The sequence below is a fragment of the Labrenzia sp. R5_0 genome (assembly GCF_017743835.1).
In the GTDB taxonomy this organism is placed as follows: domain Bacteria; phylum Pseudomonadota; class Alphaproteobacteria; order Rhizobiales; family Stappiaceae; genus Roseibium; species Roseibium algicola.
This window is the reverse complement of the sequence record NZ_JAGHRK010000010.1, coordinates 1-13,226: the sequence shown is the minus strand read 5'-3', so window position 1 is coordinate 13,226 and position 13,226 is coordinate 1. Positions and strand designations below refer to the sequence as shown.

15 protein-coding genes and 2 pseudogenes are annotated in these 13,226 nt (G+C 54.1%); 6 read left to right on the top strand and 11 right to left on the bottom strand.

The genetic code is table 11. The features are described from left to right. The first annotated feature begins 65 nt into the window (after positions 1 to 65). From trbG to trbI, 3 genes are read left to right on the top strand one after another with little or no spacing between them, the layout of a single operon-like run. Positions 66 to 863, top strand: a complete 798-nt coding sequence (gene trbG, locus J7447_RS29485; protein WP_269586481.1) for a P-type conjugative transfer protein TrbG — start codon at positions 66 to 68, stop codon at positions 861 to 863. Between the two features lie 2 nt (positions 864 to 865). After that, positions 866 to 1,333, top strand: coding sequence for a conjugal transfer protein TrbH (gene trbH, locus J7447_RS29480; RefSeq protein ID WP_209171674.1), 468 nt, complete (start codon positions 866 to 868; stop codon positions 1,331 to 1,333). A 12-nt stretch (positions 1,334 to 1,345) separates the two neighbouring features. Then, a complete protein-coding gene (gene trbI / locus J7447_RS29475) occupies positions 1,346 to 2,686 on the top strand; it encodes an IncP-type conjugal transfer protein TrbI (RefSeq protein WP_209171673.1) in 1,341 nt (446 codons plus the stop codon). Positions 2,687 to 2,797: 111 nt separating this feature from the next. Here trbI and J7447_RS31440 read toward each other — a convergent pair. From J7447_RS31440 to J7447_RS29420, 9 genes and pseudogenes are all read right to left on the bottom strand, one after another. Further along, positions 2,798 to 3,139 (bottom strand): annotated as a pseudogene (locus J7447_RS31440) (integrase core domain-containing protein); the annotation flags it as partial. Then, a pseudogene (locus J7447_RS29455) lies at positions 3,129 to 4,393 on the bottom strand (ISNCY family transposase); the annotation flags it as partial. The pseudogenes J7447_RS31440 and J7447_RS29455, both read right to left, overlap by 11 nt. 283 nt (positions 4,394 to 4,676) lie before the next feature. Next, a complete protein-coding gene (gene lspA / locus J7447_RS29450; protein ID WP_168693799.1) occupies positions 4,677 to 5,150 on the bottom strand; it encodes a signal peptidase II in 474 nt (157 codons plus the stop codon). 22 nt (positions 5,151 to 5,172) lie between these two features. Next, entirely contained in the window at positions 5,173 to 5,628 is a 456-nt protein-coding gene (locus tag J7447_RS29445; RefSeq protein ID WP_168693798.1) for a DUF411 domain-containing protein, read from the bottom strand. Positions 5,629 to 5,811: 183 nt separating this feature from the next. After that, positions 5,812 to 6,438 carry an SCO family protein gene (locus J7447_RS29440; protein WP_168693797.1) on the bottom strand — a complete coding sequence of 209 codons (627 nt, stop codon included), beginning with the start codon at positions 6,436 to 6,438 and terminating at the stop codon, positions 5,812 to 5,814. Next, complete coding sequence (locus J7447_RS29435) at positions 6,438 to 6,902, bottom strand: copper chaperone PCu(A)C (RefSeq protein ID WP_168693796.1); 465 nt, start codon at positions 6,900 to 6,902, stop codon at positions 6,438 to 6,440. The genes J7447_RS29440 and J7447_RS29435 overlap by 1 nt, the downstream gene beginning before the upstream one ends. Before the next feature lie 27 nt (positions 6,903 to 6,929). Beyond that, complete coding sequence (locus J7447_RS29430; RefSeq protein ID WP_168693795.1) at positions 6,930 to 7,589, bottom strand: thioredoxin domain-containing protein; 660 nt, start codon at positions 7,587 to 7,589, stop codon at positions 6,930 to 6,932. Further along, the gene (locus tag J7447_RS29425) at positions 7,586 to 8,008 is read right to left on the bottom strand and encodes a disulfide bond formation protein B (protein WP_168693794.1); all 423 of its coding nucleotides are present in this window, start codon (positions 8,006 to 8,008) and stop codon (positions 7,586 to 7,588) included. Before J7447_RS29425 ends, J7447_RS29430 begins: the two co-directional genes overlap by 4 nt. A gap of 4 nt (positions 8,009 to 8,012) precedes the next feature. Next, positions 8,013 to 8,252 carry a hypothetical protein gene (locus J7447_RS29420; protein ID WP_168693793.1) on the bottom strand — a complete coding sequence of 80 codons (240 nt, stop codon included), beginning with the start codon at positions 8,250 to 8,252 and terminating at the stop codon, positions 8,013 to 8,015. Between the two features lie 242 nt (positions 8,253 to 8,494). Between J7447_RS29420 and J7447_RS29415 the strand changes: the two genes are divergently transcribed. From J7447_RS29415 to J7447_RS29405, 3 genes are all read left to right on the top strand, one after another. After that, entirely contained in the window at positions 8,495 to 8,923 is a 429-nt protein-coding gene (locus tag J7447_RS29415; protein ID WP_168693792.1) for a helix-turn-helix domain-containing protein, read from the top strand. A 333-nt stretch (positions 8,924 to 9,256) separates the two neighbouring features. Next, on the top strand, positions 9,257 to 10,018 hold the full coding sequence (locus J7447_RS29410) for a transglutaminase family protein (RefSeq protein WP_168693791.1): 762 nt from the start codon (positions 9,257 to 9,259) through the stop codon (positions 10,016 to 10,018). Next, positions 10,008 to 10,949, top strand: coding sequence for a cation diffusion facilitator family transporter (locus tag J7447_RS29405; protein ID WP_168693790.1), 942 nt, complete (start codon positions 10,008 to 10,010; stop codon positions 10,947 to 10,949). The genes J7447_RS29410 and J7447_RS29405 overlap by 11 nt, the downstream gene beginning before the upstream one ends. Positions 10,950 to 11,126: 177 nt before the next feature. Here J7447_RS29405 and J7447_RS29400 read toward each other — a convergent pair whose 3' ends face one another. Together J7447_RS29400 and J7447_RS29395 are read right to left on the bottom strand one after the other, a co-directional pair. Next, positions 11,127 to 11,795 carry a L,D-transpeptidase gene (locus tag J7447_RS29400; RefSeq protein ID WP_209171670.1) on the bottom strand — a complete coding sequence of 223 codons (669 nt, stop codon included), beginning with the start codon at positions 11,793 to 11,795 and terminating at the stop codon, positions 11,127 to 11,129. A 234-nt stretch (positions 11,796 to 12,029) separates the two neighbouring features. Further along, positions 12,030 to 12,590 (bottom strand): L,D-transpeptidase, encoded by a 561-nt coding sequence (locus tag J7447_RS29395; RefSeq protein WP_197923324.1) that lies wholly within the window; start codon positions 12,588 to 12,590, stop codon positions 12,030 to 12,032. Between the last annotated feature and the right edge of the window lie 636 nt (positions 12,591 to 13,226).

The following is a 13,226-nucleotide window of genomic DNA, read 5'->3' as shown; positions in this document are numbered from 1 at the left end:
GCAATTCGCACACTCAAAGAGTAAGAAATATGTTTCAGAAAAACTGGCTGCGCGCCGGCATGAGTATGCTCGCGGCTGCGACAGCCATCACCGCCTTACCTGTTCAAGCCTTGGCTGCAGACTACACAGCTAAGGAACTGCGGGCCCTTGGTCTGTCGAGCGACTGGCGCAATGGTCGCGGCGTCATCACCAAAGGTCCGGACGGCAAGGTGATCTATCTCTATGGTCAGGTTCAGCCGACCGTTGTCTGTGCTCCCCTGCAGGTCTGCGACATCGAATTGCAGCCCGGGGAAGCTGTTCGCAACGTCATGGTCGGGGATACGGTTCGCTGGAAGGTGGATCCTGCAACATCTGGAGGCCCGACCGGAAACTCGGTTCACCTGATCATCAAGCCGACAGAACCCGGACTTGTCACATCGATGGTGGTGACGACGTCGAGGCGCACCTATCAGATCAAACTTCAAAGCGACAGTCACCGTTACATGGCCCGGGTAGGCTTCGATTACCCGGAAGATATCCAGGCCAAGTTCGAGGCGGCTAATCGACAGCTCGAAGCCAACACCATTCCGGGTGCAGGCGTCCCGGCCGAAAACCTGGACTTCAAATTCCATGTTCATGGTCAAGCCCGCTGGCGGCCGACGCGCGTCTATTCGGACGGTCTCAAGACCTACATCCAATTTCCGAGTGGAATGGCGTCCGGTGATGCCCCGGTTCTTTATGTCACCGCCGGCGGACAGAACCAGATCGTCAATTATCGCCTGAAGGGCAGCCTCATGATCGTGGACTACATGATCGACCAGGCGGTGCTCGTTTCTGGTGTTGGCTACAGCCAGCAAAAAATTCGTATCAACAGAGGAGGGTGACCATGTCGCACACGCGCCGCTCAATTCTAAAGGCCATTGGCATTTCTGTTCTGGCAACGCCGATGGCTGGCTGTATGACGTCGGAAAGTGGTTGGTTCAACCCAACAACAAGCATTGATGCCGCCAATCTGTCTCCTTCCGCTGCGAGCATCGTCGCCGGCGATATGGTTGCGAAACTCTCCGAGCATGTCGGGGCAGGAACGGGAACCATTGCCCTCAAGGCTGACAATTCAGAGTTCGCCCTGGCCTTGGAAAATTCCTTGCGCGGATGGGGGTACGCGGTCGCCGAAGCGGATCAACAGCCATCAGGCGATAACATCATTCCCCTGGCCTACACGATCGATTCCGATGCAGGGCAGATCTTCGCTCGTCTCACCACGCCAACTGTCGAATTGGCACGGACCTATCAGGCAACGCCAAGCGGAGCATCACCGACGAGCCCGGTTTCCGTTTTGACCAGAACTGTCTAGAGGCGTGCACTCATGAACAATTCGGATTCGAACGTGCATCTGGCGGGTGGCGATATCCGGCCCGATGACGCCCCCAAGATCCGGCGCCTGAACAAACTTCCCATTTTCTTGTTCGTCGGGCTTGTCGTCGTGTTCGGCGTCGTGATCATCATCGGCCTTGCCAACCGTGGCATCAACTCAGGCGACAATGTCGCCGGAGACGAAGGCGGCGCGCCGGCGAGTGGCTTTGCGGATCAGCTCAAAGCCGGCATCAGCAACGGCGTCATTGATCCTCCCAGTCAGCTTATTGCAGCGGTTCAACCAGACCCGGTCAGAGCCGCGGTCCCCGAGACAGTTCAAGTTCAGAGGCCATTCGGGAACCCGTTTCAACCGGAACCAGGCAACCCCGACGAGACCATTCCCCCTCAGCAATCCGAACCGGATTGGCGTGCTCAACTGGACCAGCGGTTTGAGGAACAACAACTGCAGGAGATGCATCGGCAACGGATGAAGCGGCTTCAATCAATCGATGCCGCCCATGACAGCCCCACCACCGTGAATCTGAGCGACCTGCAAGGCCAGGGGGAGGGGGTTCAAACCACCCAGGGCAATCAAACGGGTAACGGCACCTTTACGCGAGGTCCAACGTCTCCTGATCTCCTGTCAGCTGCCCTGCAGGCGGCTCAAGGCGGGACTGCCAATGCCGATCCCAACGGGCAATACGGCAAACAAGCCTTTTTCAACCAGGACATTTCCGAAGCTGGATATCTAGCGAACCGCGTGGTTCCTCAGCAGTCGCCCTATGAATTGAAGCGTGGATCCGTGATTCCGGCAACGCTGATCACCGGTATCAATTCAGATCTTCCCGGCCGGATCACTGGCCAGGTCAGACAGAACGTCTATGACAGCGCAACAGGCCATATGCTTCTGATCCCTCAAGGAACCAAGCTGTTCGGCCGGTACGACTCCGATGTGTCGTTTGGTCAAAACCGGGTTCTGGTCGTCTGGACGGATATTGTTTTCCCGAACGGCGCCACCTTGCAGATCGGCTCCATGGGGGGCGTCGATGGCGAAGGCTATGGTGGCTTCAAAGACAAGGTGAATAATCACTATTTTCGGACATTCGGATCTGCGGCACTTCTAGCAGTAATAGGGACCGGGATCGATATGGCAGTTCCGGAAAGCTCTACGCTTGCCACTCAGGATACGGCGTCCGATGCCGCCCGCCGGAACTTCGCGGAAGTGTTCGGCCGGGTAGTCGAACGGACCATAAACAAGAACCTGGATGTCCAGCCGACACTACAAATCCGGCCGGGGCATAATTTCAACATCTTGGTCGATCAGGACATCATCTTTCCGGGAAAATATGGCTGAAAATTCTGGAATGTGAGAAGGCGACCGTTCGATGGCCAAAAGTTTCCGGGACTGGTTGGGCTCGGCCATAAGTGAGGTACGTCCCAACCCTTGGACAGTTTCCGGGATAGATTAAGCTACTCTCTGTCCCTGCTGGTCGGTTTCGGTTTGAGTGAAGTAGACCACGGCGGGCGGCTGTGCGCCATGGGCGGCGTGAGGCCGCTGGTGATAGTAAAAGGAGATCCATTTTGCCACGCCGGCTTTGGCCTGCGATCCTGTCTCCCAAGCGTGCAGATTGACACATTCATACTTCAAGGACCGTCACAAGCGCTTGATGAAGATGTTGTCGAGGCAACGGCCCTTACCGTCCATCGAGATCTGGGTGCCGAACCGGTGGATTGCTTCGTTCAACGCTTCAACGCAAAAGTCCGCCTCCAGCGTGTTGGAGATGCGCCAGGACAGAACCTTGCGGGTATCCGCCTTTCTCGCTCGACGACTTGACCTTCGGCGGTCGCAGGTTGGCTTCCTGTTGTTCCTTCATCCAGGATAGGACATCACCGAGACGCTTATTCTCGGTAATTGCCGCATGCGAAACCCGCTGGCCCGTGTCGAACACCTTGAACGGCAGGCAAACCCCGTTCCAGAGAACATCAAGACGGCCGTCGGCAAACTGACGTGTCTCGACATATTTGCCGGGCAGGGCTGTTGTCACCTCGTTCTCTTCCAGGATCAGCCGCTTGCGCTCGTAGGAAACAGCCAGCTGTGCTGTCACATACCGCTTCTCCTTCCAGCACAGGATGTCCTGAAGACGGTCCGGCTCCACCTTGAGCCCCCGATGAAGATTGTCAGGCCGGGCAGGAACCTTGGAAAACTGCGCGTTGTAGCGTTCGATGTATGTTGGCAGGATCGGTTGGCGTCTTCGATCGTTCCGATGTCAGCCAGTCTCAGGGCCTTCACGAGCCTGTCCTGAAGGGTACGGTTGGCGCGCTCGACACGGCCCTTGGCCTGGCTTGAGTTTGCACACAGAATCTCAATGTTGAGCTCCGACAAGGCCCGGCCGAACTGGGTCATGCCCTGGCCGCCTTTGGAATCTGCCTTGTTGACCCGGAAAACGGAATGCTTGTCGGAGTAGAATGCAACAGGTCGGCCGTGATGGGTCAGATAGGATTCCAGTGCCTCGAAATAGCTGAAGGCGCTTTCCGAGCGGACAAACCGCAGTTCCATCAAGGTGCTGGTGGCATCGTCGATGAACACCAGCAACGTGCACGGGTCGCCACGCTCCTCGAACCAGCGGTGCTCGCTGCCGTCGATCTGCACCAGCTCGCCAAAGCATTCCCGGCGCAGCCGTGGCTGATGGAACCGCCGGCGCTGCTTGCGGGACAGCCACAGACCATGCTCGATCATCCACTGGCGCAGCGTCTCCCGGCCGACCTTGAAACCGTGATGTTCCAAAAGCATCTCGGCCGCCAGCGTCGGGCCAAAGTCTTCGTCGCGCTCGCGCACCAATGTCATCGCATACTCACGCTTGACGGGATGGATGGCGATGTTTGGGCGGCGGCCTCTGGCACGATGACGGATCCCGCCAGGACCTTCGGAGCGGAACCGGGCCAACAGACGATAAACGTGCCGCCTGGACATGTTCATTAGATTGGCCGCAGTCGTGACGTTGATATGGCCGTCATCAACCTGCGCCAGGATCTCGACCCGATTCAAATCTCGCTCACTCATCAAAACCCATCCATGCCCAAACTCCCAACGCTCAACAAAGCGGGAAGTGTGACATCCTGAATAGACCGACCGTGAAATTCTAACTTGGCGCTTACAAATGATGTCAAAGCTAAATAGGCGTGCGACATGCGTAGCCCGATAGAAATGCGAATGCTCTTTTTTGAGAGCTTTGCAGCCGCAACAACCTCGACCAGATCAAATGCGCATCTTATTCGGGACCTCATGCCTGCTGATTTTATGTATGCGGGTCGCGTAAATTCTATTGAAAGAACGCTACACTGTCTCAGCTGGAACCAGCATGTCGAGCGGCCAACCACGGAGAAAGAAGTAACAATCCCACGCCACCGACCACGAAAACATCGGCCATATTGAAGGACGGCCAATGTGCTGCGCGTAAGTAGAAGTCAAGGAAGTCAGTCACTGCGCGATATCGCAGCCGATCCGTGACATTTCCGAGAGCACCACCAATGATCATTCCATAAGCCAGGGCCTCGAACCTGCTTTCTGCACGGATCAAAAGCACCGACAACCAGACGCAAACGGCAATCGCCAGCCCGACAAGAACAAACCAGGGCGCTTCACCCAGCAGTCCAAATGACACGCCGCTGTTCTGCAAGTAAGTAAGATTGAAACCAGGAAAGACGGAGACACTGGGTGTCAAACTAGCTTTGTTTGCGACGATAATCGACTTCGATACCTGATCCACAAAGAACGCAATTGCAACGCCTGCCAACCCGACCAGCAGAATTGGTCTCATCTTTGCTATCCTTTAGGTGCACTCAATTGCTGGCATAACTCGCGAAGATTTCCGTCGAACCGTCCCGCTGAATGAGGAACACATCATAGGCTTCTCGCACGTCACTCTGGTCCATGCCCGGTGAGCCGAGCGGCATCTCGGGCACGGCGAGACCAATCGCGTCTGTACGTTCTGATAGCAGACGGCCAATATCGGTCGCTGGCACATGACCCTCGATTACATAGCCGTCAACAAGTGCCGTGTGGCAAGAGGCCATTCGCTGGGGCACGCCATTGTCGATCTTGAACCGCGTCAACGGTCCGGCAAACATGTCCTCGCCGGTCGTATTGAAACCATTTTCCTCAAGATGCTCCATCCAAGCCAGGCAACAGCCGCAACCGTTGGTCTTGCGGACCTCGACTAGACTTTGGTCAGCGAAAGCCTGCGTAGATGACGACAATGCAAGAGTGAACATGAGAGCAGTGAGACATTTTTTCATGGAGCAGAGCCTTTTCGTTATGGATCGAATGCACTTATAGCCAAGAAGCGGTGATGCGGTTTGGGGATGCCGGCACTGTTCGCTTGCAGCCCGGGGAGCATCCGTTAAGACGCTCCTTGAGTATGGATCAGTTTGGCGAGTGGACCGTTGAAGCCACACCGACATTCATCAGATACCTCTTGCTCATTGAGGCACTTCCTCTTTTTCAGTCATTGCGCGGCGAATTTTGGGCACTGCGGTTTCTCGGGTCTCGTGGTAGTCGATAGCCCCAGAAAACTGACCGTCTGCTTTGAACAAGAAGACGCTCGCGGTATGGTTCATGGTGTAGTCTTCACCGTCTGTCGGTACCTTTTCATAGGTGACCCGGAACATATCTGCCGCTACCGCGATTTGCTCATTCGTTCCGGTCCAACCCCGGATGTTCGCGTCAAAGTAACCCACATACTCAGCCATTGCGTCGACGGTATCGCGTTCGGGGTCAACTGTAATGAAAATCACATTAAGTTGGTCCGAGTCCTCGCCCATCATCTCAAGCCAACTCGATATGTCCGAGAGCGTGGTGGGGCAAACGTCGGGACAGAAAGTGAAACCGAAAAACACCATCGTCGCGCGGCCGGTTAGGACTTCAGGGCCCACCGCGTTTCCTGCGTGGTCAGTGAGCCGAAACTCCATCGCAGGAAAATCAAGGGGACGCCGATCGGAAGGTTCCGGTGCACCCGGACCATCGACACGCCACCAGCCGACGAAAAGAATAAAGCTGATTGCCGCGACGCCAAGCACGCCATACTCAAGCAAACGCCGTTGCCGCATCAGCTCTCGGGTCCACGTGCGGCGATGCCAAGGATTGGAATCTCGACTGTTACTTCACCACCATCGGAAAAAGCCAGGGTCATAAGGAAACTTTCACCCTCGGTCATTTTCCGTTGCAGCCCCATCAGCATCGCATGAAGTCCTCCTGGTTCCAGAATCACTGCTTTTCCCGGAGCAATTTCGATTTCGCCGACAGGCGTCATGGAGCTCACACCTTGGTTAGTCGTTGATGTCCGGTGAATTTCAGGTTTCAGCGCAATATCCGTACCAATGCTTCTCAGCGTTACTGCAAGGTCGCCGGTATTACGGATTTTCATGTAGGCCACACCGGGACGACTGGTACCGATGGATGCGCGAGACCATGCATCCTCAATTAGCACTTTGTCTGAGCCTGCCACGGAGGCGGCAGAGAACCCTATGATTATTACGAGTGCGGCCAGCGTTTGGGACAGTACCATTCTCATTGCCGTTCTTCCTTTGTAGATCGCTGTTCAGTTTTGAACCGCAGCAACTTCCGCCGAAACCAGGCGCCGCAGCTCAACATCGCCGAATGGATCCAACGGCTTTCCGTTTACGAAGAATGTTGGTGTCTGCCGCACCCCAACAGCTTCGACGTCCGCACGGTCTTGGTTGAGGATCCCAACGACGTCGGGTGCAAGCATTTGTGTACGCGCGGCCTCTGCATCAAGACCTGCGGCCACGGCAATTCCGAGTATCAAACCTGGCTGTGGGGAGCCGTGCGAAGCCCACCTGGGCTGTTCGCGCAAAACAGCCTCCAGCACAGGCTCGAAGACACCTTGCATTCGTGCGGCTTCGAGGATTCGGATTGCTTCTTCTGATGCCGCACCGTGAAATGGCGTGTAACGCATCACGACACGAACCGCGGGTTCATGCTGCGCCAAGAGGTCTTTCACAATTGGATGAAACGCGCGACAGGCCTCACAGGCGGGGTCGAAGAACTCGACAATTGTGACCGGTGCGTTTTCTGGCCCAAGGACTGGTGAGTAGGGCCGAACAAGGACCTCGTTGCCCTCTGAGACGAGAGATTGGGCACTCTCCAAAGGCGCTTGGCGTTTCACATACCAGGCGGCACCGACGAAGCTGGCACTGCCAAGTGCGAGCACAGACAAGATCAAGGCGCGGCGTTTCATTTATGTGTCTCCTTGAGTGACAGGGCGGACAACAGGCCGATGAGAGCGAACGCAACGAGCGCCATCAACGGGATGGGAACGCCGAGGAACAATTGGTCGGAGTCAGTGCAGGAAGGACCGGTTGCAGAGCATGGTTGAATGGGCTCAGGAATTAGGCCTGTATAAAGGCCTAGGTGCCAGAGTGCGACGGCTCCGCCTCCAACTGCCAACACTAAACCGTAGCGTCCAACTCGGCGGTCATGCCACCAAAGACCAAAACCAAGGACAACAACCAGCGGAAACATAAAGGCACGCTGAAACCAACAGAGCACGCAAGGCGTCTGGCCCAACACTTCGCCGATGAACAATACTGCGAGTGTGGCGACGAGTGAAACGATCCAGGCAAGGACTAGGGCCATCTCTCCGGAAAAGCGGGCCATAAAGTCAGATCCCCTCTTCTAGATTGGTGGAGACCTCTTCGCCGGGCATGTCGTTGAACCAAATGCTATCCCTGACAAATGGCGGTAAATCAATTGCCGGTTTCAAAGGCGCGTTCCGGTCAGAACCGATCGAGGTGTTGATCGTTTGTACCTTGGTTAACACCGGTGCAAGAATGTCTATCATTGCGTGGGCTTCCGATGGAGCAGCAAGACTTTGGTTGCCAAAAAACACGACCTCCAGCATCCGGCACGCCCTGAAAACCTCAGAGTTTGGACACGTTTGGAGGTCAAACAGTTCGAATGCGGCAAGCGAACCTGACTACTGATTTTACCTTTTTCGGTACTCGTATAATTCCTAAAGCCACTAGAGGTTCAAGCTCTCTTTTGGGGACGTGCTTGATTGTCGCGCGGATGCAATTGGCTTAGGTTCGGCGCTGCTGAAAGTCCTTTTTGGCCCGTACACTTTGGTATTTGGATAACTAACCCATGCTCTCGATCGGCGGTCTTGCAAAGAAAACAGGCACGAAAGTGCAGACTATTCGCTATTACGAACAGATCGGGCTTCTACCAGAACCGGACCGTACTGAAGGGGGACAGAGACGCTATAGTAATGAGCAACTCGACAAACTTTCATTTATTCGCCATTCGCGGCAGCTTGGTTTTTCATTGGAAGCAATCCGGGAGCTCCTGGACCTCTGCGATCATCCCAACCGGCCCTGCGACATGGCAGATGCCATTGCACGTCGGCAGCTTAAGCAGGTGGAGCAGCGCATAGCGCGTTTACAGGCACTTCACACAGAATTGAAGCGAATGGTCTATGAATGCAGCGGTGGCCGCACAGCTGACTGCCGGGTACTTGAGGTGCTTCGAGACCACTCCGAGTGCCTAACTGATCACGACGAGATCGGAGCGTAGGTATTACTTTGACGGTCATTTCACCGAACTTGCCCGCCTTTTGATTACTTGGCTCTGATGATAGTCCAATGTCTCACCCTAACGGCTTTCGTCGGTCGAGACCGATATCGGGGCGGTGAGTTCGCAAACTGTATTCCGAAGACATCACAACGCGCGGATTCCTAGCTGGCTGAGACGGTGGAACAGCCAGAGTGATGGGCGTCGTCGGAATTTTGTCCGTCGACAGGGAGCAACAGTCGTCGCTTAGAGCCTAGATTTTTTTGTGATCACCTCTTGAACCTATAGTGACTATAGAAATTACATTCATCCTCAGTCGATACGAGGAACAATCATATGCCCGATGCTGCCCCCCTTCTTGCCGCCTCGCAGTTACTCGATTACAGGGCACCATCCATTGTCCGTCTGACTGAAGATCGGAGCTGGCGTCGTTTGCCTCAGTACGATCGCATAGGCGCGATCTACGACTTTGTTCGAAACGAAATCGCCTTCGGCTACAATCGGGCGGACAACATTCCCGCGTCTGAAGTACTTCGAGATGGATACGGCCAGTGCAACACCAAGGGAACGCTCCTAATGGCGCTATTGCGCGGTGTTGGTATCACTTGCCGCCTGCGAGGGTTCATGATTCACAAGGAGCTGCAACGTGGTGTCGTCCCGGATTTGATCTTTCCGATCGCACCGCAAGAAATCCTTCACTCCTGGGTCGAGGTCGAGTTCGACGGGAAATGGATTAATCTCGAAGGCTTCATTCTAGATGACAAATTCTTGAGCGTTCTCCAGCAAAACTTTTCCGGAACCAAGAGCCTGTGTGGCTTCGGTGCGGGCACCGATTGCCTTGACGCGCCACCGGTTCGCTGGGAGGGGCATGACACCTACATTCAAGAGACGGGCATCGAGCAGGACTTTGGTGTGTTTGAAACGCCGGATCAATTCTATTCAGAGCACATGCAAAAATTCGGACGAGTGAGAGGCTTGCTTTACCGGTTCATCATACGTCACTGGATGAACACTCGCGTCCGTGCCATTCGATCAGGACGATTAAAGCCCAGTAGATCTGCAATCCATGATCACGGAGGTATCGCAGATGCCGCATGACCACCACGGGCATAGTCACGTGCACCTCGATCCTCAAAGCGGCGACCGCAGAGTCGGCGTGGCAATTTGGGCAAATGGCCTTCTGACGATCGCACAAATAGTGGGCGGCCTCCTTGCCGGAAGCCTTGCACTGATTGCAGACGCCTTGCACAATTTTTCAGACATGGCCGCGCTGATTATTGCCTTCGCTGCCCGCAAGATTGCGCGACGCCCTGCGGATGAGCGTATGACATTCGGCTACGGACGCATAGAAACAGTAGCTGCGCTCATCAATTATACGACCCTTATTATCGTCGGCCTTTACCTAATTTATGAAGGAGGAATGCGCCTGATTGAACCACCAGACGTCCAGGGCTGGACGGTCGTGATTATCGCAGGGTTTGCTCTCGGCGTAGATGCTTTGACAGCAGCACTGACCTGGTCGATGCAAAAGGGAAGTCAGAACATTCGTGCCCTGTTCTTGCACAACTTATCGGATGCTCTGGCGTCCGTCGCGGTAATCGTCGGCGGGACCTTGATCATCCTATTCGATATGCGATGGGTCGACCCCGCTGTTACCATCGGTATTGCGGGCTACATCCTCTATCTGGCAGTGGCGGAGATTGGCGGACCGGTCAGAACGTTGATGTTGGGTAGTCCCCTGGACATCGCAGGACATGATGTCGTAGATCTACTGCGCGCAACATCTGGGGTTCGCGAGGTACATCATGTACACCTATGGCAGATGGAAGAGAACGCTCCAGCTCTGGACGCTCATGTAGTCGTCGAAGAAGTTGAGTGGAACCAATTGGAGGCAATCAAGTTGGAGCTGAAAGAAAAACTATCAGATTCCTTCGGCATCGTTCATACCACTCTGGAGTTTGAGCGCGAGGGCGTGTGCGAAGTGGATGTTCCGTTGTTTGGGCATGATCAATCTTTTAAAGAAACGTGACATTCCGCAGTGAACGCATCGTGCAATTAAATCGGGTCGCCGCGATGTTTAGCAACCGCGGCTTAGTGAGGTGTTAAGGCCATGCGGCTGAACAACGGATCCCAAAGTAATCAGGGACAATCTGACAATTTGTCATAAATTGCCCCCGGTATCCTGGATTGCTTGTCGGTTGTCATTTCACGACAAAACTACAATCGGTGAGCCAACCGGTACGCGTCCATAAAGATCGATAATGTCTTGGTTCATCAATCTGACGCATCCACTGGAAACCGCCGTGCCAATTGTCCAGTATTCCGCAGTTCCATGTAGGCGATAGAGCGTGTCGCGGTTTCCCTGAAAAATATAAAGCGCGCGTGCACCTAGAGGATTTTCCAACCCGGGAGGCATGCCACCATTCTGCCAACTCCATTTCTCGAGTTCCGGTTCCCGCTCGATCATTTCGTCCGGCGGCGTCCATTTGGGCCACTCAGTTTTGCGCGCAATCCGAGCCCGTCCTGACCATTCGAATCCGGCCCGACCTAGCCCCACTCCATATCGCATTGCCTTTTTGTTTTCCTGAACCAGGTAGAGATAAAAGTTTTGCGTATCGACAACAAGTGTGCCCACTTTTTCAGGAGTGTTGTAATCAACTTGCTGGCGGTAGAAACGCTTTGGAACTTTTTTCAAGTTAATTGCCGGTAGCGGAAACCGCTCGGTTGGCATAGCGCCATACATCGATATGTAGGCTGGGTCATCAGAATAAGGCACTGGTTTTATTTGTGCCCTGTCAGAGGCACATCCGCTAACAACGACGCTAGCAAAGCATGCCGATCCTGAAAGAAAGGATCTTCTTGAGAGGTAAGTCATTCAGATACTACTTGTCCTTTTTGGGAAATAGCCAAGACATTTCAGATCAACCGAATAAGGCTTTTCTATCCATACGTAAAAGCCGATCAAAACGGTCAGATGAAACGCTCGACACATGATCGTCCAAAGCTCGCACTTGGGTTTCTGTCTTCTTGGGCCAATGCAGCCCTCATTTGTGAAGGCACGCGCCGGATGCAGCCGCGTGCCTGACCGGAGTTTGCCGCTATTGGGTGCTCACAAAACGACCACTCTTGTGCCTAAAGGAACGCGTTCATAGAGATCTTCAACATGAGCATTGATCATCCGAACGCAGCCGTTAGAGACGGATCGCCCGATCGAGGAAGGTTCGGTGGTTCCATGGATCCGGTACATGGTGTCCCGACCGTTTCGATAAAGATAAAGCGCCCTTGATCCAAGGGGATTGTTCGGCCCACCAGGGACCCCATTTGCGTATCTCCGATATTTACCGGGATCACGGCTTATCATGTTTGCGGTTGGACGCCAGCTAGGCCACTCCGCTTTACGTCTAATAATTGCCTCTCCTTTCAGCGACAACCCCGCTTTGCCGACACCAATTCCATAGCGTCTCGCCCTGCCGAAACTCTGAACGAGGTAGAGGAAATGATTTTTCGTATCGACAACTATCGTCCCAGAAGGATAGGAAAAGTATCGTACGGATTGCGGTTCGAATTTGGGGTCAATCTTGAACGGTTTTTTGTCATGTGCATAAGCAGGTACGACAACGGCTCCAACTGCTCCGATGGAGCCAATAAGTAAATTACGACGGGAAATCATCTCTTTTCTCCAGAGTGATACTGACGATTGCAGGAAGCTTTGCAGCGAAGTAGCTGCCTTGTGTCAGTAACTTCTTGGAGGCCTGTTTTCAGGCTTTGGATCTCTGGAAAAAGGGCCAAGCAACTCAGTATCTCCCAATGCCAATTCCAACTTCAGAAATCTCGCCTCCAACGGACCCGCAATTGACACGCAATCGGCTCCACACTTGGCGGGTTTTTGGGACTTTGCTTGCTTGCTCGTGTGATTGCAGCACCTGATGTTATGCGACGTTAGTGTTTCGGACACGATCGAGGCGGTTTGAATTGCTTTTTGGTCTGGAAGCACTAGCTCCCCGGCAGCCTGGGCAGCACCAATTACGGCAACGGAATGAAGCGCCGCGTATATCACGATTAGGAAGGTTAACACCCATTTACGCATCCGAGGTGTGTACAGAAAAATTCTCAAGAAATCCATAATTGCGAAAACGGAAAATGAAGGTTGAAATGCTGGCACTTTGACGCTTGCACTACGACAAAGCTGACTGATTGAGAAAAGTCCGTCTACACCTCTTGAAGCTCTAGCTACTAGAGAGACTATCTTGTAGAGCGAAAATGCAAGAGGTCGAAAATGACTATTACCCCCGACAGTTCAAATCTG

Coding starts and splice junctions, on each gene's coding strand:
- trbG (WP_269586481.1), top strand. CDS start 66: ATGCTCGCGGCTGCGACAGCCATCACCGCCTTACCTGTTCAAGCCTTG.
- trbH (WP_209171674.1), top strand. CDS start 866: ATGTCGCACACGCGCCGCTCAATTCTAAAGGCCATTGGCATTTCTGTT.
- trbI (WP_209171673.1), top strand. CDS start 1,346: ATGAACAATTCGGATTCGAACGTGCATCTGGCGGGTGGCGATATCCGG.
- lspA (WP_168693799.1), bottom strand. CDS start 5,150: ATGAGACCAATTCTGCTGGTCGGGTTGGCAGGCGTTGCAATTGCGTTC.
- J7447_RS29445 (WP_168693798.1), bottom strand. CDS start 5,628: ATGAAAAAATGTCTCACTGCTCTCATGTTCACTCTTGCATTGTCGTCA.
- J7447_RS29440 (WP_168693797.1), bottom strand. CDS start 6,438: ATGCGGCAACGGCGTTTGCTTGAGTATGGCGTGCTTGGCGTCGCGGCA.
- J7447_RS29435 (WP_168693796.1), bottom strand. CDS start 6,902: ATGAGAATGGTACTGTCCCAAACGCTGGCCGCACTCGTAATAATCATA.
- J7447_RS29430 (WP_168693795.1), bottom strand. CDS start 7,589: ATGAAACGCCGCGCCTTGATCTTGTCTGTGCTCGCACTTGGCAGTGCC.
- J7447_RS29425 (WP_168693794.1), bottom strand. CDS start 8,008: ATGGCCCGCTTTTCCGGAGAGATGGCCCTAGTCCTTGCCTGGATCGTT.
- J7447_RS29420 (WP_168693793.1), bottom strand. CDS start 8,252: ATGCTGGAGGTCGTGTTTTTTGGCAACCAAAGTCTTGCTGCTCCATCG.
- J7447_RS29415 (WP_168693792.1), top strand. CDS start 8,495: ATGCTCTCGATCGGCGGTCTTGCAAAGAAAACAGGCACGAAAGTGCAG.
- J7447_RS29410 (WP_168693791.1), top strand. CDS start 9,257: ATGCCCGATGCTGCCCCCCTTCTTGCCGCCTCGCAGTTACTCGATTAC.
- J7447_RS29405 (WP_168693790.1), top strand. CDS start 10,008: ATGCCGCATGACCACCACGGGCATAGTCACGTGCACCTCGATCCTCAA.
- J7447_RS29400 (WP_209171670.1), bottom strand. CDS start 11,795: ATGACTTACCTCTCAAGAAGATCCTTTCTTTCAGGATCGGCATGCTTT.
- J7447_RS29395 (WP_197923324.1), bottom strand. CDS start 12,590: ATGATTTCCCGTCGTAATTTACTTATTGGCTCCATCGGAGCAGTTGGA.